Here is a 24688-nt window from a genome sequence, read left to right as displayed (position 1 = left end):
CGGGGACCGAACCCACCGGGGACCGGGGACCGACCGACACCGACACGGGGACCGAACCCACCGGGGACCGGGGACCGACCGACACCGACACGGGGACCGAACCCACCGGGGACCGGGGACCGACCGACACCGACACGGGGACCGAACCCACCGGGGACCGGGGACCGAAGGTCGCCCTCCGGCGAAAGACGACCACGAAGACCAGGACGAAGAACAAGGGGAAGCGCGGCCGGTCCCGCACCCCGCAGACACAGCGCCCGCCACGCGAGCCGGATCAGTCGGTGGACCAGCTCGTCCAGCAGGTCCGCCCCCACGTCCCCGCCCTGCTCGCACGGGACGGCAACGAGTCCGTCACCCGGGTCCAGTTGCGGGAGATCCTCCGCCGCGAGGGCCTGAGGGGCGGCCGGAACGACCGGCTAAGCCTCGTCCTCCAGGAACTGCGGAGCGACGACACCACGAAGACAAGGAGCTCCGCCCGATGAGGACCTGCCACCAGTTCAACACCGTCCGCGCGGAGTACGAGCGGGAGATCGGCTTCATGCTCGCCCACTCCAAGCGGCACGAGGGCAGGCCGGCGGCGAAGTCCAGCGCAAAGCAGGCTGCCTCGACGAAGCAACGGATGGCCCGGGCGCTCAACAGCCACGTCGGGAGCTGCCCCGAGTGCGGCTGAACCGACAAATCCCCAGCTCAGTGCCCCTATCCGCAAAGGGTGGCCTGGCTCCACGCCGGGCCACCGTCCCGCTCCGCTCCGGGAGACACCTAGTGATTTCGCGTCCCCCTCGCCCTTCCGAGCCCACCTCCGCCGAGGCCAGCGCCTGGGCGGACGTGCTGGTCCGCCAGCGGCTCCTGCACGCCGCCGTCCTCACGCCGACCGGCCAGTGACTCGTCCAGGACCACTCCGACGGACCCGGCCGCGTCCTCCTGGGACCGGCCGATCTCGTCGCGCTGGCCGCGACCATCCAGCACCGCACCCGAACCATGAGGCCCGAAATCCGATGACGAACCCCACCCAAAACGGCACCGCCCCGGAACCTGATCGCGACTCCAACTCGGTCTCGGGGCGAGCAAGTTGGGGCGGAAGCGTAGCTTCCGCCAACCCCGCCCCCAAGGGGGACGAGGTTGACCTGCACCGGGGGGCGCAGGTCCAGGAGGCTTCGACCGAGGGCGGATCGAAGCCGGGACAGGAGAAGAAGCCGACCGAGCGCCGCAGCCACCGCGAGCGCGCTGTGCGCGCTCGTCAGCGTCCGCGTCAGCCGCGCGCCACGAAGCGCCTGCACCAGCCCAACACTCGTTTCAACGAAGAAGAGTTCGCGCTGATCAAGTCCGCCGCCGCCCGATGCAACCTGTCCGTCGCCGGCTTCCTCGCCCGCGCCGCGCTCGCCGCAGCCCGCGACCTCGACCGAACCAGCGCCGAGATAGCCGACGAACGCGAAGTGATCACAGCCCTGTTCGACAGCCGGCGTCGGCTCGGCTGGGCCGGCAGCAACCTCAACCAGGCGGTCAAGGCACTCAACTCCGGCGCGGACGCTCCCCAGCTCGATGCGGCCGTCGCCGCCGTACGGCGGGCCGCCGACACCGCGCATGTAGCCGCAACACGCCTGATCGAACGCCACGGCGCATGATCCCCAGCGTCAACAACGCCGGATCACGGACTTTCGGCCTCCTCAAGTACCTCTACGACACGGGCCAGTACGAGGACCACACCGACCCCCACCTCGTGGCCTCCTTCGACGGGATGGCCCCCGACCCTGGCCGCGACCCGAATGCCACCCTCGAAGACCTGCAGCAGCTCCTGGACCAGCCCGTTATGGCCCTGCCGAAGCATGCCCGCCCGGCCAAGCACGTCTGGCACACCTCCGTGCGCGCGACGGCGGACGACCGGATCCTGTCCGACGAGGAATGGGGTGAGATCGCCCGGCGGATCGTGGCCGCCACCGGCATCGACCCCGGCGGCGGGCAGCCCGGCTGCCGCTGGGCAGCCGTACGACACGCAGACGACCACATCCACATCGTCGCCACCGTGGTGTGCGAGGACGGCAGCCGCCCCGACGACTTCCGCTCCGGCAAACGCGCCCAGGCCGAGTGCCGCCTCATCGAGAAGGAACTCGGCCTCCACCAGGTCGCCCCCGGCGACGGCACCGCCGCCCAGCGGCCCACCAGCGCAGAACGCCACAAGGCCGAACGCCAGGGTCGAGAGCGCACCGCCCGCGAGGAGTTGCGCGAGACGGTACGGCGCGCGGTATCCGGTGCGAGAAGCGACGAGGAGTTCTTCGACCGGCTCGCCGCCGCCGGCCTCCTGATCCGTAAGCGCGCCGCGCCCTCCGGAGACCTCCTCGGATACAAGGTCGCTCTGCCCGACGACCTGAACAAGGACGGCGAGCCGGTGTTCTACCCCGGCGCGCGCCTGGCCCCCGATCTGTCGCTGCCCCGCATCCGGGAGCGCTGGTCCGGCGACACCGGAACCGATCCGACTCCACGGCAGGAGGACACGGTCCCTACGGGGCCCGGCGCCCCGGCCTCCGCCCGCCGCGGGACGGCATCGGCCGCGTGGCAGGCCGTGCTCATCGTCGAGCACGGCGACGACGCGGTCGCCGCCGCCCACATCGCCGCCGCCGGCGAGGTCCTGGATGCGCTCGCGAAGACCTCCGCCGCGCACACCCGCCGCGAACTGCGAGACGCCGCAACAGCGTTCGAGCGGGCCTCCCGCTCCCACGTACGCGCCGTACGCGGGCATGACCGCGCGCTGCGGCAGGCCGCCCGCGACCTCGTCCACGGAGGGCCCCCACTCGGCCGCGGTGAGGACGGTGCCACCACCGCGATGGCGATCGACATGCTGTTCTTCCTCATCACCGCCGCCGCCCACTGGCACGCGAGCAAGGGCCATGCCCAGCAGGCCGAAGCCGCCGCCCAGGCGGCCGGGCACCTGCGCACCGCCTACCAGGCTGCCGCCGCCCAGCCGCTCGGCGTGCTCTACCAGCGAGGTCGACGTCTGAGCCGGCCGGTGCTCCGGCGGCAGACCGTGCTGCTGCGCGAGGCGCTGCCGGGGCTCGCCGAGCGGGTCCTCGCCGAGCCCGGCTGGTACGCCCTGGCCGCGACCATCGCGGAAGCCGAAGCCGCCGGCCACGATCCGGCCGCTCTTCTGTCCGCCGCGGTCGGGCGTCGTGAACTCGACAGCGCGGAGTCGGTGAGCGACGTGCTGGTGTGGCGGATGCGGCGGACGGCCGATCTGCCCGCCGACGCCTCGCCCCTGTCCGAGAGCGGCACCGCTGGGGTCCAGTCCGCACTGCGCAGGACGGCCCCCCAGACTTCCGCGGGCCGCCGCCGCAGCGGGGAGGAGACATCGGGGAAGACCCGGTGAGCCCTGCTGGCCGGGGTGCAGCCTCAGCGCACGGCCAGGAGCAGGCGTACGGCCACCGCACCGCTCGCGACCCACAGCATGGCCGTACGCCACAGCGGACCCCGGAGGCATTCAGGCCCGCATTGTGGGTCACGGGCGCTGCGCACACTCCGGAGGAACGCAAGGGCACAGGTGCGGCGCCTCGAGCCAGTAGCGACGCGAAGTTGGGCGGTCGAAGTCGACGTGACGTGGTCGGGCACGCCGAGGGGACATCACTCATCCGCTCGGAGACAAGCGCCGTGCCCACTCGTCATCCGCACCCCAGGAGGCGGAAAACGCCTGATGACCTGCCCGAAGACGACTGTGGACTTTGTGAATTGAAACCGCCAGGGGCGTAAGGCACGATCATGAAGCGAGCAGGACGAGGCACAGGAGGACGCCAGGGTGTTTCACCGAATACGCCGCCGGGCCAAGGAGCCCAGCGAGGAACAGCGCCGATTCTTCGAGCTGTCGGCACGGCTGCAGAACCAGGTCCCGCCCGAGATCGGGGTGCCGCCGGCCGAGCCGGAACACATCGAGCCGACCGCGGTGGTGGACGACTTCCTTCCGCCGGAGTTGCGGGTACCCAGCCACGACCAGGTCGACGGCACCATAATGCCGTGGAAGCAGCCGCTCGTCCTCGACGGTGAGATGGTCGCCTGCTCCGAGTGCGGCGCGTACCGGAACTGGCTCATCCTCTCCACCCGCGATCAGATCTGGCTGCGTTGCCGGGTCGGCCACCCACAGCAGGAAACCCGCCTCGACACCGCCTGGTTCAACCGCAACCGCGGACCGGCGGACGCGACGCACGCCACGTTCGAGGACTGCCTGCGCCACCTCGGGCACTGACCCCCACTCCTACGACCCCACCGGGCCCGCGGGCCCGCACTGACCACCCGTCGTCCAGCACCAAGGGGTCAGTTCCGTCATGCGCGTTCGCGTCGCCACCACCGTCCTCGGCATCACCGCCGCCCTCCTCACCGTGTCCGCCTGCTCCACCGACACCACCGGCGCCAACCACGACACCGCCGCCTCCGCCCGTACCGGGTCGCCGGCCGACACAACCCAGGCTGCTCCGCTGACGTCGGCCGCGCTGGAGACGCGCCTGCTCGACCAGCGCGACCTCGGCAGCGGCTACCTGCGCAAGCCGGAGCGCCCCGCCCAGCACGACGACGTCACCGTCATCGGCTGCCCGGCCCTGAGCGAACTGGGCGGCGACGCGGCCACCGGCGCCACGCTCACCTTCCCCCGCAAAGCGAAGACGGCCTTCACCTACGGCGGCAGCTCCTCGGAGTTCTCGGAGGAGCTGTACAGCGACAGCGCGATCAAGCTCTCCGACGGCATCGGCCGGATCTTCGACGCCATGACCGGATGCCCTACCTACCAGGTCGTCGCGGGCGGCACCCCGATCGACATCGCTTCGCAGAAGCTGCCCGCGCCCGACGGCCTCGGTGACGAGCAGTGGAGCCAGCTCCTGACGTTCTCCGCCGGCGGACGGAGCACCGTGGTCAAGCAGACCGCGATCCGCGACGGCAGCCTGCTGCTGACCGTCTCCGGCTCCCCGGCCCTCGTCGACCGCCACCTCGACAAGGCCCTCACCAAGGCCACGGCAGCCAGCTGACCGGCCCCGACACACTGCTGCCCCCGACCAGGGCGGTCAGGGGCAGCAGTGCTGTGCTGAGGTTGTTCCGCTTTGACGGACACCATCAGTGCGGTGGTCAGGCTGCGGTTCCGTACATCCAGCGGCGAACCACGGTGTAACCGTCAGGAAGTTCGTTCCCCGTCAACTCCCTGTACCTCTCCTTGGCCTCTTCGCTGGCGTGCTGACCGGGAGGGAGCCTTCGGAGGAAGGGGTCGCGGTCAGGGTCAGGGGAGGACTGGCGAGGCTGCTCCGTAGCTTCATCGTCGGAGGCCGGTTCGTAATCCGTGATGTCCTCGACCTCATGCCTTGTGGAGCCCTGCCTTGCGAGGTAAGCGACCACGGCCAGACTTACGGTCAGAGTCACGCCGCCAATGACGCGGATCTTCGGCTTGTGCTTCGCGTACCAGCTCTTCGACTTCTCGTCGGAGGGCGCGGGCTCGCCGTCTGCGGGAGTGGGTTCCCCGGGCGTGGAGTCGTCCATGTGCACACATCTATCGGACCCAGCCGCTGCCTGTCAGGCAATCAACCGACATCACCCGATCCGCTTCAATACACCGAGCAGACGCCCACTTCATTCCGCTCCCCCGCCTTGGGGCCGGAGACGATCACCGGTGCCGGGCGCCGACACCCTGTACTCGTCGCCCCGGTCGCCGTCCTCCGACTCGATGGCTCGCCCGAGCCTCCGGAGGAAATGCCAGAAGCCCGGCCCCTGTTCGGGAACCGGGCTTCTTCCATCTGGCTGAGGGGCGCCGTCGATCACTGGGCCGGCGCCCGCAGCAGTCGCTCCCGGGTGGCCTCGGGCAGGACCCGGCGCAGGACCGGTGCGGTCGAACTGAGGGAGGCGGCGAATGCTGCCACGAGGTCGTGCGGGGCGCTGGCCCCGAAGGAGGCCGCCCACAGGCAGGGGGCACCGAGCGCGGGCTCGGCCCATGCCTGCCAACCGGCCGGCCCCGCCTCATCGGCCTCGGTCGTCAGGGCGCGCGGGTCGGCGTCCTGGATGAGGGGCGGAACCTCGCCGAGGCTGATGTGCGAGGTGAACGTCGGGTCCGTCGCTGCCGCGTCGGGCTGGTCGATGTCGCGGAGCCAGCCGTGTGCGGCTACGGCGTCGAGGACCAGTTCGGGTCCGGCGAACGGCACGGCGGGCTGATCGCGGGCATCGAGCGCGACGAGGAGGTCGGCCACAGCCTCGCCGGGGACGCCGGTGGTGAAGTAGCACGACCACGCCGCAAGCGGGCTGCTGGCGTCCGCGCGGGCAGAGATCTGCCAGGCGATCGGCAGATCTCCCAGGTGGAACGGCTCGTCCGCCAGGCTCCACTGCGCCCATCGGAGAGTGTCGGAGCTGATGTGCAGAACGGTGCTGCGCAGGACCTGGCGGTCCTCCGGTGCCTCGTCCGGCTCATGACGTCCGCGGACAATCGTCAGGCTCGTCCAGCCCAGACCGGACAGCGTGTCGGCAACACCGTCGTAGAGGCACCCGTCGTCACCGGCCAGATGCCGGGGGCCCACCCAGAACGCGGGCTGGCCGCCGGGCAGAATGGACGGGTCGGGCGGGAAATCGGGGTACAGGGGCGCCTCCAAGGGGTCGGTGCGAATCTAGTTGCCGCCGGCACGGCGGCGGGGGCGACGCGGGGGTGCCTGGACGGGGCCCTGCCACGTCAGGGCGGTGGCGACCTCCGGCGGCAGATGGCCGAGCTGTGCGTGCGCGTCCCGCCCCTCGGCGAGGTAGACGACGGTCCGGCCGGTCTCGTCCACGGACTGCACGACCTGCGCCAGGCGGTGCGCCATCGGAAAGAAGGGGTTCATAGCCTGGCGGACCGGAGCATCCCGGTCGCAGGCGGACAGCAAGTCGATGAGATCACCGACGGTCATCTCCGGGGTCGTCACGAACAGCCTCCTGGGGTGAGCGGTGAAAAGAGCGGGGCCCGACAGCTGACCAGCCGCCCGAGCGAGAACTACTCGTGGGCGCTTGGCTGTCGTACACGACGTGAGGTCTCCAGCACGCGCGCCACGGCGGCGGCGACGATGTCGGCCGGCGTCTCGATGTCGAACGACAGGTGGTAGCCACGCGCCTTGGCCGTGCCGGACACAGCGATCTTCCATCCCTCGCCGTCCGTGCCGGGACGGCCGAGCGGGAACCAACCGAGGTAGAAGCGGCCGTCCTTCGAGCTGACGTGCACGTCCGCGCGGTCGTCAACAATCAGGTGGAAGTCCTCTGCGGAGAACTGGTCCATCACGAGCGTGGGCTGGCCGGGTCCGAGCTGCCACTCACGCAGCCGCAGGGCTTCAACGGTGGTAGCGAAACCGGAGCCCACGGGCCCTACGGTCACGGGCAATCACCTCTCTGACCTGGCGTTTCTTGCAAGGTCGTCTACGTTGACATGTCCTCACGCACGTTGGCCAGTCTTTCCGCGATCTTTCCTGTCTGCCCCCGGCGAACTGTGTCCTTGGACAGCGAATCCAGTCGTCCGCCCCGCGCTGACCTGCGGCGACTAATGCCGCATCAAGCAACGTTCGCCTTGTTCACGATCTCGCGTAGGCGTTCGTCGGCCGCGTGCTTGTTCCGCCAGATGATGTATCGGCGGATCATGCTCCCCTGCTCCTTGTGGCTGGCGTGGTCGGTGCCGTCGAGTGCGAAGTAGCGCAGGGCGGTGAACTGGGCTTCGATGCGGTTCAGCCAGGAACTGTTCGTCGGCGCGTAGGCGAACTCGACGTTGCTGGCGGCGGCCCAGTCGCCGACCCGGGTGTCCTTCTTCGTGGTCAGGTGCGGGGAGAAGTTGTCGAGCACGATCGCGATACGGATCTGGGGCGGGTAGAGGCTGCGCAGGTAGCGGCAGAACTCCAGGAACCTTGTGCGGTTCTTCCTCGGCTTGATGTGGCCGTAGAGCTTGTCCTTGCCCAGGTCGTATGCGGCGAAGAGGTGCCTGACTCCGTGTGGGCGGGTGTAGGTCGCCCGTCGGCGGGGCCTCGGCTCCCGGTGCGGATCCTTGTGCCGTCCGCCGCGCTCTGCCCATCGTCGCCCGGGGTGGGGCTGGAGGTTGAGTGGCCCGAACTCATCCATGCAGAACACGACTTCGGGCTCGCCCTCCTCGGGTATGACCTCGCCGTCGGCAATCGCGTAGAGATGCTCGACCCGGGCCTTCTTGGCCGCGTAGTCAGGGTCGCGGGAGGTCTTCCAGGTCTTTATGCGTTGAAACGAGACGCCCTCCTCGCGGAGCAGGAGGCGTAGTCCCTCGTGGCTGATGTCGTCGACCACCCCCTCGGCGACCAGGAAGTCGGCCAGCTTGGCCAGGCTCCAGGTCGAGAACGGCAGGCCGTGCTCGGCCGGCTTCGACTTGGCGATCTTCTTGATCTCCCGGCGTTCGGGAAGGTTGAAGGTCTTGGGCCGGCCGCCTTTGTACTTCGGGTAGAGCGAGTCGAAGCCGTCGGTGTTGAAGTTGTGGATCACGTCCCGGATCCGGTCCGGGCTGGTGAACGTCACTTCGGCGATCTTCGCCACGGGCATGCCCTGCGCCGATAACAGCACCATCTGGGCCCGCCGCCAGGTCACCACGGAACCGGTGCCTCTGCGGATGATCCGCAGCAACCGCCTGCCCTCGTCGTCATCGATCTCCCGAATCCGTACTCGTTCAGCCACGCGAGCATTCTGGCCGTCCGATGTCGCCCAGCGGAGCAACCTGGCGACACATCACCGGGGCGAACGTTGCTTGATGCGGCACTAACTTGATTGGCAAGGGCGTTGATGAGGGCTGTCCCCACTCACCAACGCCATGACCTGCGACGACTGCGTTGGATGGCAAGGAACTCCACGGACTGGGTTCGATGTCGGCGGACAAACTGCTGTCCGGTGACATCGAACCCAGTCGCTTTGCTATCGAACCGAGTCGTGCCGCATCCGGCGTGCCCAGAACCACGAAACGAAGGAGGGCCGACGGCATGCCATCGGCCTCTCAGGCCGTGGGGACGAGGAACTGGTGCGCACCGCGCAGCGTGGTGCGCAGCTTGCGCTGTGTTGAGCGGCTGTCGAGGCGGATTTCGAGGGGCCCGGGAAGGGTGCTGTCGGCCCGTAGACCGGTGGCCAGTCGCGATGCGTCGAGTCCGTCGCGTCGGGCGATGAGCACGCCCAGTTCGTGCCGGCTGAGAGCCTGGTTCCCGCCGAGGTGGTGGACGCCGGTCGTGTCGCCCGACGCGAGTTCGAGGAGCGCTGCGGCCAGATCGCTCGCGTGGACCGGGCATCGGAAGTCATCTGTGAAGAGGACGCCTTCGCGGGTGCCGGTGGCCAGTTCGTGGACGGTGCGTTCGTGCTCGGACTGTCCGTCGCCGATGATCAGCGAGGTGCGGGCCACGGCTGCGTCCGGATGGAGCAGAAGCACCGTTTCCGCGGCGGCCTTCGCCGCTCCGTACGGGGTGATGGGGTCGGGCCTGCAGTGTTCGTCGTAGGGAACGTGGCTCTTGCCGGAGAAGACAGCATCGGTGGAGACCTGGATCATTCTGCTTCCGGCCTTCGCCGCGGCGATGGCGAGGCGGACGGGTCCCTCGGCTGTGACTGCCCAGTCGGCCCCGCCGCTCGATGCATTGACGATGACGCGAGGGTTCACCTCGGCCACGACCGCTTCCACGCTCCCTGGATCCCGCAGGTCGAGGCTGCGCCAAGTAACCCCCGGAGCACTGCCGGGCCTGGTCGTATAGGTCGCGGCCGTCGGGCGCCCCGCCGATAATGCTTGCCGGACCAGCTCGGTGCCCAGGAACCCGGACCCACCCACGATCAGCAGCGTCATGAGGCGACACCCTAGACCGGGCAGGGCCCGGTGATGGCGCGAATGTGGGCGGAGGCATCGGTGAGGGCAGCGTGCGGGTCCGCGATGCGCGCCGCGGAGAGGGCCGCTTCGTACATATCCGTGGTGACAGAGCGATTGGCGCTTCGTTGTCCAAGGTCAACTGCCGTTCCGAGTCACTTCGCGTCGACCTCACCAAGTCACCCCAAAGAAAGGGGTGGCCGACCGGGGGCCTGTAGGTGCATGCTGGCCCGTTTCCCATCGTGAGGAGAAGTACATGGAGATCCGGTCGCTTGAGGAGTTGCGCGCTGCGGATGATCTGTCGCTGGCGTTCAATCCCTACGGGCTCGGCGGCCGTATGAAGCCCGAGGACGCTGCGGAGTTCCAGCAGCGTCAGATCGCCGACTGCGACCTGACGGCGGGTGTCGCGGCCGGAACACGCGACTCCTTCGAGCGGCTGCGCACCGTCTTCGCCTACGGCGTGCTGTGCTACGACGTGTACACCATCGTCGGCGACCAGGCGCTCCTCATCTACGAGCAGGCGTTGCGAGACCGCTTCTTGGAATGGTGCGCCGGCACCATCACCTTCCGCGTCCCCCAGGCCCCGGACGTCTCCTACACCGTCTCGTCGTACGACGACGTCAAGAAGCGTGCAGACAGGATGACGCGACAACGTGCGAAGCTGGTCGTCACCAACCAGGCCATCGAGTTCAACGGGATGCTGCACGGGCTCCGCCTGTGGGCGCGTACGGCGGGTCTGCTCCGCGGGCGGCGTAGCCGCTCGGTCGAGGAGGCGTTGGCCAGACTGCGTAACTACGTTGCCCATCCCTCGGGCCACCATGTCGACACCCCCGTCGAGGCGGCCCGAACGGTGCGGGATCTGGCGGAACTGATCAACCAGCTGTGGGGGCAAGCCACTCCGGGTGGGCGCCTGTACCCGGCACCTCTGCGCCGGGAGGTCGCCGTGCTGAGCTGGAACGGTTCCGGGCGGGCTCGGATGGAGCCCGCCAACGCTCTCACCGTCCCCGGTCCCTTGGAAGATCAGGACGACGAGTACCAGCACGTCGTGGTGCGCGCCATCCCCTTCGTACCGGGCAGCCGCTGGGACGATGCTCACTGGGCGGAGTTCGACACCCGCTACGAGACCACGCGGTTCCCGACGGATTATCTGTGGGGGCCGGGCACCCGCGAGGAGGCCCGGGCGTGGCTGGAGCAGGAGCGTCCCGAGGGGGACAGCGTCGGCTTCACCGACCGGGTGTTTCTCGTCCAAGACCAGGGACGCCTGCTGCCGCCCATGCGCCCGGCGGTAGCGGCCGGGCTACCCGAGGACGAGCGCCTCGGAGTCTGGCATGCCGTGCGAGCCGACTTTCCCGACGACGCCTTCGCGCACGTCCGAGGCTCCAAAGATCGCAGCGCCGGTCATGCCCGCCACCCTGGCAATTGTCCTGCCTGTTCTGCTGAAGTCCTTGGCTCCGGCTCCTACGACCAAGCCCTTCGCGCTGCTGCAGCCGCTCTCGGACCAATCCAGGCCGTACAGCTGCCCTCCGTCCGGCTCCCCTTGTCAATGTTCTGGCCCGACCGACCGTGAGCAGTGCAACGCGAGGAGACGGGTGGAGAGGCCAACAACGCCAGTCGCCTTCGGCACGGCCGTGAATGCTCCATGCCGACGGGAGTCAAGCAGATCGGCGGCCCACCGCCCCGCGTCAGGAAGGATCCTGAGCCGTGCCAGAGTGATCCGCATGATCCCCGCACACGTCCCCGACGAGCCGCCGCTGGCCTACGCCGACAGCTTCGATATACCAGTCCTGTTTCGCAACGGGCCCGCAGATAAGCCCCGGAGGCAGTGGCGGACGGCCAAGCACAAGGCGTGGACCGGATCGGACGGATTCCCGGCAGCCGACGGCTGGTACGCGCCGACCACCACCTGGCGGGAGATCATCAAGGCGGCCACCGAAGTCGGCCGCGACGTCACCCCGCACCTGCAGAACCAGCCGCGCTACGCACACGGGGAACTCGTCGCCCGGGTCTCCCCTCTGTACGCCTACCTCGGCGCGCACCCCGTGAAGCCCCGGCATCCCGTACCGGGCGCGAAGGGCCAGCGCCTGACTTGGAACCCGGTATACGCGCACGGTACCGAGCTCAGCGCGAAGAATGCCGCTGGCTACCGGCTGGGCATGACGATGACCGAGTGGGCCTGCCGCTCGCTGCTGGGCCTCGGCCAGACCGAGCACCTCGAACTCGGTGGCCCCGTCCCGGCTCTGCACAAGACGTTCAAGGATCCGAAGAGGACGCTGCCCGACCTGTGGGGGCACCACGAGGCGGAGGAGCTCTACTGGCTGATCGAGGCCAAGGGCGGCGACGTGGGTGTCGGCACGCTCCGCAAGGGGTGGGCGCAGCTGGCGGCCGGCAGCAAGGTCCTCGGCGCGTACGCGCACCGCACCGTCCTGGTCGGGGCGTCCGTACGGCCCGGTGACGACCTCTTCCTGACCATCGACCACAACCTACACCCCGGCCAGCCCCCGCTCGCCCCCGACGGCTCTGACACCGCCGACGAGGCGGCGGGCCCGGGCAACCTGGAAGACCAGCTCGGCGACAGCGACGACGCGCTCATCGGCGCGGCCCGCGCCCAGATGCTCGCCTACCTGGCGCTGCGCTCGGCTCCCGCCTCACAGTTGCGCACCGTGCCCGTTCCCGCCGACCGCGCTTCCCGTCACCGCCGCTCCGGGCTGACCACGCCCCTGGAAGGCGATGACCTCACTCTCGCCATGCGGGCCGACGCTCGCGGAGCAGCGACCGGCGCGGAGCAGCAGACCCTGCGCGCCGGTGTCCGCTCCATGGGCCTCGACGACTTCCTGAGCTGCCGCATCCCCGGAACTGAGGTCCACCTCGGCATGTCCCGGAAGCTGTTCGCCGCCTGCGAGCGCCTCCACGAGGAAGACCTCGCCATCGCCCGGCGCACCCCAGGACTGCGCGCCGAGGACCAGCCTCCCGCCGACCAGGAACTCAGCGACGAAGCTCAGGAAGAACAGCGGCTCACCCAGCGGCGCATCTTCCGCGAACAGCAGGAGGAAGCCCGCCCACGGCTGCGTCCTCTACTCCGTGACGCCTACGAGCGGGGTGGGGCGAGCAACTGGAGTGACCTGTTGCGCCGTCCCCAGGAGCCGGAACTCGACCTGGAGGGCGACGAGGGTCTCCTCGAATCGGCGACGCCGGAGACGTACCTGGCCGTCAGCCGCTATGGCCTGCCCCCAGCCCGCGCCTAGTCCGGCACCTGCGTGCCCGCCTCTCGTGGTGGCGAGGCCGGTCAAGCTGTGCCCTTCCGCCAGGAGGCACCGAGTTCCGCGAGCCGCCCTCGAAGGGCGCCGCGCTGTTCTTCCAGGTCCTGCGAGGCGGGCGAGAGGAGATAGACGTTGTCGCGGTAGAGACGGAATCCGAGGCTCTGCCATCCCTGGGTGATCTTGGTGTTCACGCGGTTCCACTCGGCCTGGTCTGTCAGACGCTGGCTGCTGAGGTCGGTGATGCCGGGTGAGCAGGCGATGGCCCGGCAGCCAGCCATGAGCCGGTGGATCACCTCGCAGCCGAGTACGGCCGCCAGTCCGTGCCCGCGCCACGGGGGATCCAGCGTCACCCGGTCCATGATGAGCAGCGCGGAGCCTACGTACTCCAGCAGCTCGCTGACCTCGCTGGTGAAGAAGCCCGTCTCGGGATCGAGGAGCACTTGGGCGGTTTCGTACAGCTCCTCGGATTCCTCTTCCATCGCCCGGAACGCATTCCGGCCGCGGTCGAGGTGGACCCGGTAGAACGTCATCGACCCCACGGTGGCGTCCTCGACCGTGCACGCGGGGCACTCCCCGGTGACGCAGCTGCTCGTGGCCGTCGGCCCCTGGCCTCCGTTGTGCACACGCCGGCGGTGGGGGACGGACACGTTCCATCGCTCCAGCGTGTCGGCCTGCGGGGTGTCCCAGGTTCGTCGTCGTAGGTGATGCGCAGGTGCAGGTCGGAGGGATCGCCTGGAAGCTGAGGCCGCTTGCTCACCCGGCAAACCTAGACGTTCTGGTCCTGCACGATGGCTTCAAGGACCGCATTCGAACCCTCGATGGGCGTGGGCATCACGACACCGACCACTGTTCGGTGCGCGGCACCGCCCGACAGCAGCGACGGCTCGGGGTTCTTGGTCACGATCCGCAGGAACGCGTGTCCGGGAGCCCCCTCGATCCCATAGCCGGGTTGGAGGCGAGAGAGCCATCCGTGGTCCACTGCCACCGCGGCGCCCCGTAGCGCGCCGATACGCAGACCGCGGGTCACCCAGGCCGACCAGACGACCTCGCTCCAGTCCGCGCCGTCGGCCAGGTCCGGAATGACGTCTGAGAGGTCGGGGTGCTGCTCAGCCACCCAGCGCGAGGGCTGCGCTTTGCGGAGGACCCACTGCCCGTCCCTGCCGACCTCTTCAGGGTCGAGCTCTGGGGTGAGGCGCATGTCGAGAGCGACGTGGCCGTCGGTGATCCGGTCGCCGTGCACCCAGACCTTGTCCTTATTGACGACCCAGTCGCAGAGCCGCTCCATTGACGCTGTCACTCGTTGTGCTCCCAGGAGAGATCGTTGCCCTTCCACAGTAGGGCGGGGAGCAGGGAAAGCCGCTCTCAGACGACCTTTCCGCCTGCGGCCGACGCGAAAGCCACGCTCCGGGTGAACGGCCCCGCGTGACCATCTCACGCGTAGAAGCGGCGGCCGTCATCGGGGCCGGCGCAGGGTTCGAACCACAGCACGGCGGTATGTCGGCATGAGTGGTGGTCACAGTCGTGGGGGTCGGTTATCAGATCCGCCAATCCCATGAGCGCGTGAGTCATGCGTGGAGGCTAGCTGCCGACCGTCACGTGCCGGGTCGCGGGTCGGGCGCGAGCGTGATGGTCATCCAGGGCGCCGCCGCCTCGCGGTAGCTGTGTCCGACCGGGGCCAGTTCGGCGCTGCGGGTGAGGCTGAAGATCGTCACCATGATCATGTCCGAGCCGTCCGCGACAGAGGTGAGCTGGGTGTGGCAGCGCTGGCAGGATCCTCGGTGAAGAGTCGGCCAAGTGGAGAAGTAGGCCGGCTCTCCTGCCGGGCCCGTCCACTTCAGGGCGTCCCTGTGGAAACCGACCCAGGCCATCGCGGGAGAACCGGACAGGCGCGTGCAGTGCTCGCACGAGCACGTGTGGGGATCGTCCGGGATGCCGGACGCCTCGTAGGCGTGATCGCCACACTGGCAACGCCCAGTCCACAGGTCGGGGACGACGATTCGCTCGGCCACAGGGACGGCTCCTTTGGTACGGGAAAGCTGATACCGGCGGCAGTGTGCCGCACCCAGGCGACATCGCGCTGGCGTTCGACACCGGCCGACCCCCACGCGGTGGCGAGTCCACTCTTGAAGGCGAATATCCGTACGGGCCTTCACGGTTCGGCGTTGCTCTACGCAAGGGTCACGCGTGTGCGGCGGGCGGCGCCCCGCCTCCGTTCGCATCGGACCCGCGCCCATGACAAAGCCCCCGGAATCAGTGGGTGCATTCCAGGGGCCTTGCGGAGGGCCGTGGGTGGGTCAGCTCGCGGAGGAGCCGTCGTCGGTGGAGTTGTCCGTGCGTCGGCGACGATCAGGACTCCGGCGCCGCCGATCAGCCACGGGGTGGCGTCGGCGCCGGTGTGCGCGAGCGAGCCGGAGGGAGCGGGCGAGGCGGTCTCGTTGGAGGTCGGAGTACCCGAGGCAGACGGCGCCGGGGTGTCCTCGTCCTTGCCGGGCTTGTCCGGGGAGGACTTGTCGCTCGGCTTCTCGCTGGGCTTGTCTGTCGCCTTCTCCGCGGGCGGCGGGGTGGTGGCGGTCTTGGCGTTGGTGACGGTCACGGTCACGGGATCGCCCGGCTTGGCCTTGAACGCCTTCGAGGGCTTGTAGATGTTGTAGCCGGCAGGTGCCTTCACCTGCTTGACCCAGAAGTCCGTGCCGGTACGGGAGTTGATGGGCAGCTGGCCGCTGGCCGTTCCGTCGGCGCCGGTGGTCAGCGTCAGGATGGTCTTGTCGCCGCTGCCGATGTTGACCGTGGATCCGGCCAGCAGCTTGCCGGTCTTGTCGTCCTTGCCCTTCAGCAGGACCGAGGCGGCCTTGAACGGGTCGACGATCGTGAGCCGGGTGGCGTTGCCCGGGGTGACGATGACGTCTTGGTCATCGGCGGTGTCGTGAAGGCTGCTGCCGCTGGAGATTTCTTTGAGGCGGTAGACGCCCGGCCGAGGGCGGAGAAGGTCAGCTTCCCCTGTGCGTCGGTCTTGCCGCGTCCGGCTTCTTGGCCGGCGGAGTCGAGCAGAAGGAACGCGGCGCTGGGGAGCGCGTCCCCGGCCGTGTCCTTGGTGGTGATCTCGACGCTGCCCGCGTCCGGGGCCGGTGTCTCGGCGGACGCCGAGGGGGTCGGTTCGGAGGGCTGGGCGCTCGCGGCCGGCGCCCAGGTGAGGGTTCCGGTCACCGCGACGGCGACGGCGGCGGATCGGACAAAGCGTGCGTGCACGAGGGGAGGACTCCTTGGATCAGAGGGTGGGGAAGGTCAGCGGGTTCGGCCAGCAACTGGGGCGGGAGGTGGCGGGGCGACAGGTGTGCTGCCGTGAGGCTGCTTGGGCGTCGTGGTGGCGATGTAGAGGGCGCGGCAGGTGTGGACGGGGACGTCCTGGACGGTGCGGTGCAGTGGCTCGGTGGAGATCAGCGAGGCGGTGAAGGCCGCGACGAGCGTGGTGGGCGTGCCGAACGAGAAGCGTGCCGTCCAGTGCGGCTCGCTGGGGTATCCGCCCCAGGCCCGCCAGGCCGGCCCGCTGGAGCCGCTGATGGCGTAGCGGTGGCGTAGGCCGCCGAGTCCCTCCGGGGTGAGGAACGTCTGTGTGCCGTCGGTCTTGACGTCGTGGCTCCACCCGCGGGTGAGCAGCGGCACGTACGCCTCGTGCGGTGCCGTCTCGTCCTTCAACAGCCGATCGTGGTCGCTGTGCCGGTCTTCAAGGTAGAGGTCGAGCAGTTCGGTGTGGACGTCGTGCAGCAGCTCGACGGGGGTGGCGGCGTCGAAGGTGATCCGCCAGGCCGGTGGCGTGAACGGGGCCCGGTGCGCACTGACGGTCCACGTGCCCTGGCCGCGCTGGTCGGACTGGGGTTCGTAGGCGGTCTGCAGTCGCAGGCACGGGCTGAACGCCGCGGCCGTGCCGTCGTCGGTCTGGGCGAACGGCCAGCCCTCGTCGTAGGGGAAGGCCCATGCGGTACGCGGGTCGACCTCGCCGGGCCCGGTGAGGTGGCGGGGAAGGACCTGCACGCTCTGGGCGGGGTCGAGGTTTTCAAAGGGGTGGCGCATCACGGGCAGGGCTCCTGCTGGAAGAGTGCGGGACACCGGGCTGGCGGTGGGGGCGCGGCTCAGCGGGCGCGGGTGCCGCTGCGGGTGACCGGCACGGCGGGAGACGTGGGCGCGGTCCGGGCTGCGGCGCGGCTCGGCGCGGAAGCGGTCCAGGCGCCGGGGAAGAAGACGGCGGTGTACTGCTCGACGGCGTCGCGCAGTCCGGTGGTGACGGCTCCCTCCCACGGGGGCAGGCCGGGGCGGTGGTACGTGTCGAAGGTGCCGTGCTGCTTGGTGTTCGGCCGGGTGTTGGTCACTTCGTCGCGGCGGTGGAAGGTGCCGTGGTCGAGGAAGCTGAGGGCGACGGCGTCGATCTCGCCGCGGTCCAGATGGACGACCGCCAGGCGTAGGCCGCCGTAGGTGTCCGCGTGGATGGTGCGCGTGAAGTCGATCCGCAGCCGCAGCGGTGCGCCGGGGACGGGGGCGGCGAAGTACGTGTTGCCCACGACCGTGCTGTCGTGGAAGGGGAGGCACAGTTCGGCGAAGAACTCGGGGGCCTGCAGGGACAAGAGGGGTCTCCGGTCGGGTCGGGCTGGTCCTATCGGCGTGGACCGGGCAGGGCCGGTCGGCTGGTGGTGCTCCAGCGCGGGACGCTGGCCGCGGGGAGCACGGCCGGGCGGCGGGATGCGGCGGCCCGCCGCACGTCGAGCGGGGTGGGTGCCTGCGGTCCGGGCGGAAGGATCGGGGTGAGCTGGGCCATGCCCTTGATGTAGCTGAAGGTCTCCTCCCGCCACCGGGGCAGGGGAGCCGGATCGGCGACGCACTCGGTGACGGCGGTGAGCAGGGCGACGGGCGTGTCGGTGCTGGCCGTGGCGTACCAGGCGGGCCGGTCGATGGACTTGCCCGCCCACATCTGCCACCGGGTGTCGCGTGTGGTCAGCTCGGTTTCCGGATCGAGGTCGCCGGTGGTGAACTCCAGGCCGGCCAGCCCGTCAGGGGACTGGACCGCGAAGACGCCCCAGCGCGGGCGGTCGATCTCCCAGCCCTGTTTCAGCACGGGCACGACAGCCAGAAAGGGATCGTGCTCGTCGCCCCCGGCGACCGGCCGGGCGAGGTACGCCTCTGGGCCACGCACGTACGCCTCGGCGAGAGCGGTGGTAAAGGCGCGGACGAACTCGGTGGGGACGCGGTCGTTGAAACAGACGCCCCACTCCGGCGGGCCGAACGAGTCCTTGTAGGCGTTGATGCGCCACAGCCCGTCGTCGTCTCCCTCGGGCAGATAGCCGAGTCGGACGCGGTGGTCGGGCGCGGTGACGTATGCGTTGCCGAGGTCGTCGTGACGCAGGTCGAAGCCGAGCGCGAGCAGCGGTTCCAGAGCCGGGTCTCCGGTGGAGGTGCTGGCGGCGAGGTAGCGGGGGGAGACGTAGACGTCGCCGTCGATCTCTTCTGTGTCGGGCACGAAAGTCCTGAGGGTTGGGCCGGGAGGTGAGCGGCGCGGTGCGCGGTCAGGAAGCGGTGCCGACCGCGAGGGTGGGCAGCAACTGTCGTTCCAGGTGGGCGGGTTGGCCGGTGTAGTGGAGGGTGCGCAGGCCCAGCTGAGCGGCGGCCCGGCAGTTGTCCTCGCGGTCGTCGACGAACAGCACGCGTGCTGGCTCGGCGACGCCGGTGGCGGCCAGGGCGTGTTCGTACACGGCCGGGTCGGGCTTGCACAGGCCCAGGCGGGCGGAGTACAAGGCGTCGTCCATCAGCTCGCGCCGCCAGACGGTGGCGTCCAGGACGTCGCTGAGGTGGGCCGGGGCGTTGGAGAGCAGCACCATCGGCAGCTCCGCGGCCCGGGCGCGGTACAGGACATCGAGGACGCGCGGGTCGGTTCGGGTCCACATAGCGGTGTCGGCGGCCCGCAGGGTGCGCAGCCACCGTGGGCCGGGGTGGTGTCCGAGGACCTTGGCCCAGTAGGCCAGATCGCTCAGTTCCCCTGCGTCGTAGGCGTTGCGGGGAGCCCAGAAGGCGTCCTGGAACGAGGGGAGATGCTGGTCGGGCCACTCGGCCAGGTCGGCGAGACGGGTCCACATGGCGGTGCTGGGCTGGAGGCCGAGGACTCCGTTGTAGTCGAGGATCAGGGCGTCCACGCCGCTCGGGGAGGCGGAGGTGCGGGTCAAGGGGTCGTTTTCTCCAAGGCTTTGGGTGCGAGCACGGCGACGCTTGCGGCGAGGAGGGCGGGCAGCAGCAGCGCGTGCGGCAGTGCGGTGACGGTGGTGAGAGCGCCGACGAGGGCGGGACCGGCAAGAAGGCCGACATAACCGGTGACCGCGACGGTGGCGACCGCGCGGGGTCCGCCGGTGCCGGCGGCGGTGATCAGACTGGGGATGGTGACGGACAGGCCCAGGCCGAAGGCCGTCCATCCGAACAGGGCAGAGGCGGTGGTGGAACCGGCCAATCCGGTGGCGAGGCCGAGCGCGGCCAACGCGGCGCCGGTGCGCACGACGGTGTCCGCGCCGAAGCGGGCGGTGAGCCGGTCTCCGGCGAGACGGCCTGCGGCCATGGCGGCGCTGTAGCAGCCGTACGCCGCGGCGCTCGTCGCGGCCGTCGCGCCGAGGTGGTGCAGGTGGACCGAGGCCCAGTCGGCAGCGGCTCCTTCGCCCAGCAGCGTGGCGGCAGCAAGCGCGCCGAGCAGCCACAATCGGCGACGGGACAACCTCCTCTGCTCGTGCGGGCCCGGTGCAGCACCGTGGTGGACGGGCTCGAGTGCGGGGCTGGCGACGGTGCGGGTGAGTCGCGTGGTCGCGCCGGCCGCAGCAGCGGCTCCGGCTGCCACTGCGGCGAACAGAACGGTGTGTGAGGTGTGGGCGGTGGTGGCGGCGAGTGCGGCGCCGAGGAGGGCGCCGAGGCTGTAACTGGCGTGCAGCCGGCCCATGATGGGGCGGCCGTGGGCGTCCTGGCATCGGACCGCTGCGGCATTTGCTGCGACATCGAGGACGCCGTGCGCGATGCCGAAGGCGAACGCCGCTGCCAGGAGGCTGTCCAGACTGGAGCAGAGCCCGAGGACGGCAAGACCGGCGGCGAGCGCTATAGCACCGCCGGTCAGCAGCGCGGGCAGTCGGGCCGGGCGGGCGAGGCGTCCACCCGCCTGGAGTCCGGTGACCATGCCGAGGGCGGCGGCCAACAGGACCAGGGCAAGCCCGGCGGTAGTCACCTCGGCGGCGTTCTGAACGGCGGGCATACGCGCGCCGAAGACGGCCATCACCACACCCAGTCCGGCGAAGTACCCGGTCAGCAAGCGTCGGCTGCACACCAGCTCGGGTACTGCGGTCTGCCTCACGCGGCGCCCTGCCCGGTAGTTGGGGCCGTCGGCGGGAGCGGGGCGACCTGGATGTCGAGGTTGCGGTACGCCTCCTGGGCGCGGGCTTCGGCGATAGCGGCGGACGGCCCTGTGGTGATCAGGAAGCCGATGCGGGCGGTGTACAGATCGCCGCCGTCCTGCGGCAGTACGAGCGGGTCGCCGGCCTGTCGCTGAAAGCGCACGCGCTCCACTCCCCCGACGTGTGCCGTCAGGCGGCGGGCGGTGAGGGTGCCGGAGTAGGCGGGGTAGACGAAGCGGATCGCCGCCCCCTGATGGCGGGCGGGCGTCAGGTCAGGGGTATATCCGCAGGCGATATCGGCGGCGGCCCGGGCGAGGTCGACGCCGGTGGCCAGGTGGACGAGGTGGCCGATCATGTCGCCGCCCAGGCGTGCGTTGACCTCGATCAGCCGGGGCTGGCCGCCGACCAGGCGCATCTCGACGTGCTGCACGCCGTCGGTGATTCCCAGGGCCGCGATGGCAGCGCCAGCGGCCGTTGCCACCGTGGCAAGGAGCGGATCGGCGGCGTCGACAGTGTGGCCGGTCTCGTCGAAGTAGGGGGCGGGGCCCAGGCGCTTGCGGGTCACGGCGACGGCGGTGGTGGTGCCGCGGTGGGTGACGCATTCGACGGAGACCTCCGGTCCGTCGAGGTACTCCTCGACCAGGACGCCGTTGTCCTCGCGGCTGCGGTGTGCGCCGGCCGAGGCGAACTCGAAGGCTGCGGGCAGTTCTTCGGGCCGGTCGATGCGAATCACGCCGATGCTGCCGGCCGCTGCAGCGGGCTTGATGACGGCGGGGAAGCCGAGGGTCCTCGTCGCCAGTTCAGCCTCCCGCAGGGTCCGGGCCTTGATCGACGCGGCCGACGGCACTCCGTGGCGGGCGAACAACGTGCGGGCGGTGGCCTTGTTGCGGCAGGCCCGCATCACCTGGACGGAGTTCGCGGCCAGACCGAGCGCGCGGGCGAGGCGGGCGGTGGGGACGAGGTTCCATTCGTCCCAGGTGACGACGCCGGCAAGGTCGTGTCGTTCCGCCAGAGCCCGGCCGGCGGAGAGGAGCGCGGTGGTGTGGTGCAGATCGGCGACGGCGTGGTCGACGATGTGCGGCTTCTCCCACGATGGCTCGGCGCCCGTCAGCAGGACGATGTCGTACGCGGCGGCCACCTGCTCAAGGCAGTAGCCGCGATCCGCCTCATCGCCCGGAGAGACGACGAGTACGAGGGGGCGAGCGGACAAGAAGGGGTTCTCCGAGTCGGTAGGCGGCAGGACGAGGGAAGGGAACGGGGTGCCTCAGGCGGCGCGGCGGCGGCGCAGCTCGAACACGCTGGCCCAGTGGGGGTGGTCGTCGATCAGGCGGCGGGCGTAGAGGGCGGTGAAGTTGTTGTTCAGCCCGGCGACGCCGTACGGGAGTTGGCGGCGCAGGTCTTCGAAGAGGTCCTTCAAACTGACCCGTGTGGCGCCGGCGGCCAGGCGGCGGGAGGCCATGCGTTCCAGAGCGCGGTAGACGTGCGGATTGTGTGCGTCGAAGGCGTGGAACTGTTCGGTGATGGTGCGACCGCTCGCGCGGTTCGTCCCGAGGATCGTGGTGGGCATGAGGTTCTCCACAGGCTGGGGAAAGCGCGGCAGGGTCAGGTGCGCAGGGCGGGATCGGTGCGCAGGCGGGCGAACGCGTACAGCAGGCCGAGGGCCTGCAGGCCGGCGCAGACGGTGATGACGTGGCCCAGCGCGTCGGGCGGGGTGAGCGCGGTGAGTACGCCGGCGACGGGGAAGGGCAGCAGGAGGACGAGGATGGTCGCCGACAGGGTGCTGGCGAACTTCTCCGGGGGGATCAGGCGGGAGCGCAAGGTGCGCAGGACCACCGTCATGCCGCCGTCGGCCGCCATGAGGACCGCGACCAGGATTAGGTAGGACAGGTAGTCGGGGGCCTGGGCGGCGGCGAGGCAGGCGAGCGAGGCGAGGGCTGCGCAGACGGCGCCGACCGGCCACAGGCCCCGCCGGTCGAGCGCGAAGCGGCAGAGCGTGACGCTGAGGAGCGTCGCTGCGGCGGCTGCGGACCAGACCAGGCCGACGGCCGTGGTGGACTGCCCGAAGTGCTTGACAACGATTACCGGACCGGCCGCTTGAAGGAGTCCGGTGGCCAGGTTGGACAGGGTCAGCCCGGTCACCAGCCAGCCGAGCGCCGGAAGCGAGCGGATGGTGCGCCACCCGGTGAGGAGTCCGGCGCCGGGTTGTCCCTTCGGCGCGCGGGACGGGGCAACGGGTGAGGGGGGTGTGCGCAGGGCGAGCATCGCGGCGAGAAGTGAGAGCACCGTGATCACCGCGAGCATCGTCGGCGGCCCGGCGAGCAGGAGCACTCCGGCGAGGGCGGGGCCGGCCAGGGTCGCGGTCTGGTCGATGCCGAGCAGGGCCGCCTGGACGCGGTGGGCCCGCTTTCCTGCCCGTCGGCCGGCGGCGGCGCCCGCGGTTTCGGCCGCGATGTAACTGAACTCGGTGAGCACGCCGGTCGTCGCCGCCAGCACCATCACCGTTGCGGTCGCCACGGTGCCGGACGGGTGGCAGTGGAGCAGGACCGCGCCAGCGGCGAGGGCCAGCGCGCGCCCCAGGGAGGCGAGGTGGAAGACGACGGCCGCCCCGCGCCGGTCGACGATGGATCCGGCCCACCCGAACGCCGCCAGCCGCGGGATCCACTCCAGGGCGAACGCGGCGCCCGTCAGCGCGGGGGAGCGCGTGGTGGCCAGGACCAGCAGCGGGATGCCGTAGGTGGACATCGCGAACGCGAGGGCGTCCGCCGTGCGCGGCAGGTAGATGCTGCGCATCAGCCCGGCGCTGTGGCGTCCACGCGGGGGTGCAGCCGCTGTGCTCACGCGGCCGGCTCGGGCTCGGACACCCGGGTGATCTGGGGATCGCGGGCCAGCCACTGGATCAGGAGGGTTCGGGGGCGAACAAGGTCCCCTTCGGCCTCGTCGCTGGGCAGTCGCTCGGCGAACGGCCGCGGGAGGCCGTCGGCGCGCTCGGTCGCGAGCGAGCGCGCCAGGCGGTCGAGGACGTGGCGGACGCGACTGCTGAACTCGCAAACCGGTGCCGGCAAGGCGTGGCGTCGAGCCCAGCGCGCAGCCGCGTCGTACAGGTCGGCCAACTCCGAACCCTGCTCGGTGAGTTCCAGACCGGCGCCGGGCGCAACGCGGACGAGACCGTGGGCGTGAGCCGTTTCAGTAGCGCGGCGTAGTTGGTGCGAGGAGAGGTCGGGAAGGGTAGCGGCCAGCCGCCGCGGTGGTATCGCCCCGTTGTCGTCGATCTCGGTGACCAGTCGGATCAAGGAGCGCGACGCCAGCAGCTCGACAGCGTGGCGTACTTCGGCAGGGGTGAAGAGGGTGGTCATCGGCGCGGACCTCCCGCCTGGATGGCCGCCTTCGGGCGGGCGGGCGAGGCGTGGGAGAAGAGATCGCGGTTGTGCCACGCCGGAGAGAACTCACCCGTCCGGGCCTGCGGGAGCGCCGCGGGGGCCAGCCGGGACTGGCTGCTGACCCACGGCCTCGGCGCGGGCTTCGCCTGCGGGTGCCCCCAGACCGGGTGCTGGGCCGCCTGGCTGAGGGGCTGTCCGGCACACCATGCGGACAGGGCGCCCAGAACGGGGCCCAGGCCATCGCCCGCCGCGGACAGCCGGTAGGGCCGGCCGAGGCCCTCGGTGTCGACCAGCCCGTCGGCGACCAGCTGCCGCAGCGGCGGGTACACGTTGGTCCAGTCGCTGCTGGGCATCACGATCCGAGCCAGGGCCCGCCCGCTGACCTCCTCGCGGGACTTGAGCACCCACAGGAGGGCGGCGGCGTGCCGCCGGGTGAGCAGGGTGAGGCTGTCCTCGATCTGCTCGATCGCGGGCAACGGACGGTCCGCCTTCTCCAGATGCTCCTCGGCCCAGGTGACGATCAACGGCAAGACCGGCAGCAGGGCAGCACCACGCTCGGTGTGGCCGTAGGTCACATGCCGTGCGGTGTGTTCGGTGCGCTCGACGAGCCCGGCGTCGCACAGCGCCTTGAGCTTGGGGTGGAGCTGGCCGTTCTGCAGCCAGGACACCTTGGCCGCCAGCTCGCTGTAGCGCAGCGGCGGACCGGAGAGTGCCAGCAGGATCCTCACATTCCAGCGCGGGGTGATCATGGCGAGGGCCTCACTGACCCGGGCGATGTCGGCGTCGGTGTCGGGGGGCAGAGCGGTGATGGCCAAGGGGAGGAACTCCTGAGTAAGT

General features: G+C 70.4%; 27 protein-coding genes and 1 pseudogene. 8 read left to right on the top strand and 20 right to left on the bottom strand.

From position 1 onward, the window contains the following. From AOQ37_RS10975 to AOQ37_RS10945, 6 genes and pseudogenes are all read left to right on the top strand, one after another. Positions 1–482: pseudogene (locus AOQ37_RS10975) on the top strand (hypothetical protein); the annotation flags it as partial. Then, positions 479–670: a hypothetical protein gene (locus AOQ37_RS10970; protein ID WP_062643765.1), complete on the top strand. Its 192-nt coding sequence runs from the start codon at positions 479–481 to the stop codon at positions 668–670. The pseudogene AOQ37_RS10975 and the gene AOQ37_RS10970, both read left to right, overlap by 4 nt. A gap of 325 nt (positions 671–995) precedes the next feature. Continuing rightward, a complete protein-coding gene (locus tag AOQ37_RS41215; RefSeq protein ID WP_234436868.1) occupies positions 996–1622 on the top strand; it encodes a plasmid mobilization protein in 627 nt (208 codons plus the stop codon). After that, the gene (locus AOQ37_RS10955) at positions 1619–3358 is read left to right on the top strand and encodes a relaxase/mobilization nuclease domain-containing protein (RefSeq protein WP_107085173.1); all 1740 of its coding nucleotides are present in this window, start codon (positions 1619–1621) and stop codon (positions 3356–3358) included. Before AOQ37_RS41215 ends, AOQ37_RS10955 begins: the two co-directional genes overlap by 4 nt. Positions 3359–3781: 423 nt before the next feature. Then, on the top strand, positions 3782–4225 hold the full coding sequence (locus tag AOQ37_RS10950) for a hypothetical protein (RefSeq protein ID WP_062643764.1): 444 nt from the start codon (positions 3782–3784) through the stop codon (positions 4223–4225). A gap of 79 nt (positions 4226–4304) precedes the next feature. Beyond that, positions 4305–4997, top strand: coding sequence for a hypothetical protein (locus AOQ37_RS10945; RefSeq protein ID WP_062643762.1), 693 nt, complete (start codon positions 4305–4307; stop codon positions 4995–4997). Positions 4998–5094: 97 nt separating this feature from the next. Here the strand turns inward: AOQ37_RS10945 and AOQ37_RS10940 are convergent, their stop codons facing one another. From AOQ37_RS10940 to AOQ37_RS10915, 6 genes are all read right to left on the bottom strand, one after another. After that, positions 5095–5499: a hypothetical protein gene (locus AOQ37_RS10940; RefSeq protein WP_062643760.1), complete on the bottom strand. Its 405-nt coding sequence runs from the start codon at positions 5497–5499 to the stop codon at positions 5095–5097. A 275-nt stretch (positions 5500–5774) separates the two neighbouring features. After that, positions 5775–6596, bottom strand: a complete 822-nt coding sequence (locus tag AOQ37_RS10935) for an SPDY domain-containing protein (protein ID WP_062643758.1) — start codon at positions 6594–6596, stop codon at positions 5775–5777. 15 nt (positions 6597–6611) lie between these two features. Further along, on the bottom strand, positions 6612–6902 hold the full coding sequence (locus AOQ37_RS10930; RefSeq protein ID WP_062643757.1) for a hypothetical protein: 291 nt from the start codon (positions 6900–6902) through the stop codon (positions 6612–6614). A 68-nt stretch (positions 6903–6970) separates the two neighbouring features. Next, positions 6971–7345, bottom strand: a complete 375-nt coding sequence (locus AOQ37_RS10925) for an SPDY domain-containing protein (protein WP_062643755.1) — start codon at positions 7343–7345, stop codon at positions 6971–6973. Positions 7346–7518: 173 nt separating this feature from the next. Further along, positions 7519–8652 carry an IS630 family transposase gene (locus AOQ37_RS10920; RefSeq protein ID WP_062643754.1) on the bottom strand — a complete coding sequence of 378 codons (1134 nt, stop codon included), beginning with the start codon at positions 8650–8652 and terminating at the stop codon, positions 7519–7521. 313 nt (positions 8653–8965) lie between these two features. Continuing rightward, on the bottom strand, positions 8966–9793 hold the full coding sequence (locus AOQ37_RS10915; RefSeq protein WP_062643752.1) for an SDR family oxidoreductase: 828 nt from the start codon (positions 9791–9793) through the stop codon (positions 8966–8968). 274 nt (positions 9794–10067) lie between these two features. Here AOQ37_RS10915 and AOQ37_RS10910 point away from each other — a divergent pair, with 274 nt between their 5' ends. Both AOQ37_RS10910 and AOQ37_RS10905 read left to right on the top strand, forming a co-directional pair. Beyond that, positions 10068–11378: a hypothetical protein gene (locus AOQ37_RS10910; protein WP_062643751.1), complete on the top strand. Its 1311-nt coding sequence runs from the start codon at positions 10068–10070 to the stop codon at positions 11376–11378. 151 nt (positions 11379–11529) lie between these two features. Continuing rightward, positions 11530–13053 carry a hypothetical protein gene (locus AOQ37_RS10905; RefSeq protein ID WP_062644416.1) on the top strand — a complete coding sequence of 508 codons (1524 nt, stop codon included), beginning with the start codon at positions 11530–11532 and terminating at the stop codon, positions 13051–13053. A gap of 41 nt (positions 13054–13094) precedes the next feature. Here the strand turns inward: AOQ37_RS10905 and AOQ37_RS10900 are convergent, their stop codons facing one another. The 14 genes from AOQ37_RS10900 to AOQ37_RS10830 form a co-directional block, all read right to left on the bottom strand. Then, entirely contained in the window at positions 13095–13598 is a 504-nt protein-coding gene (locus tag AOQ37_RS10900; protein WP_159401333.1) for a hypothetical protein, read from the bottom strand. A 236-nt stretch (positions 13599–13834) separates the two neighbouring features. Then, entirely contained in the window at positions 13835–14353 is a 519-nt protein-coding gene (locus AOQ37_RS10895) for a hypothetical protein (RefSeq protein ID WP_062643748.1), read from the bottom strand. 307 nt (positions 14354–14660) lie between these two features. Further along, positions 14661–15077: a GFA family protein gene (locus tag AOQ37_RS38600; protein ID WP_234436867.1), complete on the bottom strand. Its 417-nt coding sequence runs from the start codon at positions 15075–15077 to the stop codon at positions 14661–14663. 158 nt (positions 15078–15235) lie between these two features. Beyond that, positions 15236–15868 carry a hypothetical protein gene (locus AOQ37_RS41995; RefSeq protein ID WP_510185328.1) on the bottom strand — a complete coding sequence of 211 codons (633 nt, stop codon included), beginning with the start codon at positions 15866–15868 and terminating at the stop codon, positions 15236–15238. A gap of 482 nt (positions 15869–16350) precedes the next feature. Next, positions 16351–17136, bottom strand: a complete 786-nt coding sequence (locus tag AOQ37_RS10875; RefSeq protein WP_062643742.1) for an SPDY domain-containing protein — start codon at positions 17134–17136, stop codon at positions 16351–16353. A 59-nt stretch (positions 17137–17195) separates the two neighbouring features. Further along, positions 17196–17684: a hypothetical protein gene (locus tag AOQ37_RS10870; protein ID WP_062643740.1), complete on the bottom strand. Its 489-nt coding sequence runs from the start codon at positions 17682–17684 to the stop codon at positions 17196–17198. Positions 17685–17713: 29 nt separating this feature from the next. Continuing rightward, positions 17714–18574: an SPDY domain-containing protein gene (locus AOQ37_RS10865; RefSeq protein WP_062643738.1), complete on the bottom strand. Its 861-nt coding sequence runs from the start codon at positions 18572–18574 to the stop codon at positions 17714–17716. Between the two features lie 46 nt (positions 18575–18620). After that, positions 18621–19274, bottom strand: coding sequence for an HAD family hydrolase (locus AOQ37_RS10860; protein ID WP_062643736.1), 654 nt, complete (start codon positions 19272–19274; stop codon positions 18621–18623). Then, complete coding sequence (locus AOQ37_RS10855; RefSeq protein WP_062643734.1) at positions 19271–20434, bottom strand: MFS transporter; 1164 nt, start codon at positions 20432–20434, stop codon at positions 19271–19273. The genes AOQ37_RS10860 and AOQ37_RS10855 overlap by 4 nt, the downstream gene beginning before the upstream one ends. Beyond that, complete coding sequence (locus AOQ37_RS10850; RefSeq protein ID WP_062643732.1) at positions 20431–21684, bottom strand: ATP-grasp domain-containing protein; 1254 nt, start codon at positions 21682–21684, stop codon at positions 20431–20433. The genes AOQ37_RS10855 and AOQ37_RS10850 overlap by 4 nt, the downstream gene beginning before the upstream one ends. 54 nt (positions 21685–21738) lie before the next feature. Further along, complete coding sequence (locus AOQ37_RS10845) at positions 21739–22041, bottom strand: hypothetical protein (RefSeq protein WP_062643730.1); 303 nt, start codon at positions 22039–22041, stop codon at positions 21739–21741. 35 nt (positions 22042–22076) lie between these two features. Next, a complete protein-coding gene (locus AOQ37_RS10840) occupies positions 22077–23264 on the bottom strand; it encodes an MFS transporter (RefSeq protein WP_107085170.1) in 1188 nt (395 codons plus the stop codon). 44 nt (positions 23265–23308) lie between these two features. After that, positions 23309–23827, bottom strand: a complete 519-nt coding sequence (locus tag AOQ37_RS10835; protein WP_062643727.1) for a hypothetical protein — start codon at positions 23825–23827, stop codon at positions 23309–23311. Next, a complete protein-coding gene (locus AOQ37_RS10830) occupies positions 23824–24666 on the bottom strand; it encodes a winged helix-turn-helix transcriptional regulator (RefSeq protein WP_062643725.1) in 843 nt (280 codons plus the stop codon). Before AOQ37_RS10830 ends, AOQ37_RS10835 begins: the two co-directional genes overlap by 4 nt. Positions 24667–24688: the final 22 nt, after the last annotated feature.

Origin of the sequence: Streptomyces maremycinicus (assembly GCF_001184025.1) — a bacterium.
GTDB lineage: Bacteria > Actinomycetota > Actinomycetes > Streptomycetales > Streptomycetaceae > Streptomyces > Streptomyces maremycinicus.
Note: the sequence above shows the minus strand (reverse complement) of the source record. Positions and strands in the feature narration are given on the sequence as shown.

Excerpts from the sequence above, each read along its gene's own strand:
- AOQ37_RS10970 (WP_062643765.1), top strand. The coding sequence starts at position 479 with ATGAGGACCTGCCACCAGTTCAACACCGTCCGCGCGGAGTACGAGCGG.
- AOQ37_RS41215 (WP_234436868.1), top strand. The coding sequence starts at position 996 with ATGACGAACCCCACCCAAAACGGCACCGCCCCGGAACCTGATCGCGAC.
- AOQ37_RS10955 (WP_107085173.1), top strand. The coding sequence starts at position 1,619 with ATGATCCCCAGCGTCAACAACGCCGGATCACGGACTTTCGGCCTCCTC.
- AOQ37_RS10945 (WP_062643762.1), top strand. The coding sequence starts at position 4,305 with ATGCGCGTTCGCGTCGCCACCACCGTCCTCGGCATCACCGCCGCCCTC.
- AOQ37_RS10940 (WP_062643760.1), bottom strand. The coding sequence starts at position 5,499 with ATGGACGACTCCACGCCCGGGGAACCCACTCCCGCAGACGGCGAGCCC.
- AOQ37_RS10915 (WP_062643752.1), bottom strand. The coding sequence starts at position 9,793 with ATGACGCTGCTGATCGTGGGTGGGTCCGGGTTCCTGGGCACCGAGCTG.
- AOQ37_RS10910 (WP_062643751.1), top strand. The coding sequence starts at position 10,068 with ATGGAGATCCGGTCGCTTGAGGAGTTGCGCGCTGCGGATGATCTGTCG.
- AOQ37_RS10905 (WP_062644416.1), top strand. The coding sequence starts at position 11,530 with ATGATCCCCGCACACGTCCCCGACGAGCCGCCGCTGGCCTACGCCGAC.
- AOQ37_RS10900 (WP_159401333.1), bottom strand. The coding sequence starts at position 13,598 with ATGACGTTCTACCGGGTCCACCTCGACCGCGGCCGGAATGCGTTCCGG.
- AOQ37_RS10895 (WP_062643748.1), bottom strand. The coding sequence starts at position 14,353 with ATGGAGCGGCTCTGCGACTGGGTCGTCAATAAGGACAAGGTCTGGGTG.
- AOQ37_RS10875 (WP_062643742.1), bottom strand. The coding sequence starts at position 17,136 with ATGCGCCACCCCTTTGAAAACCTCGACCCCGCCCAGAGCGTGCAGGTC.
- AOQ37_RS10845 (WP_062643730.1), bottom strand. The coding sequence starts at position 22,041 with ATGCCCACCACGATCCTCGGGACGAACCGCGCGAGCGGTCGCACCATC.
- AOQ37_RS10840 (WP_107085170.1), bottom strand. The coding sequence starts at position 23,264 with ATGCGCAGCATCTACCTGCCGCGCACGGCGGACGCCCTCGCGTTCGCG.
- AOQ37_RS10835 (WP_062643727.1), bottom strand. The coding sequence starts at position 23,827 with ATGACCACCCTCTTCACCCCTGCCGAAGTACGCCACGCTGTCGAGCTG.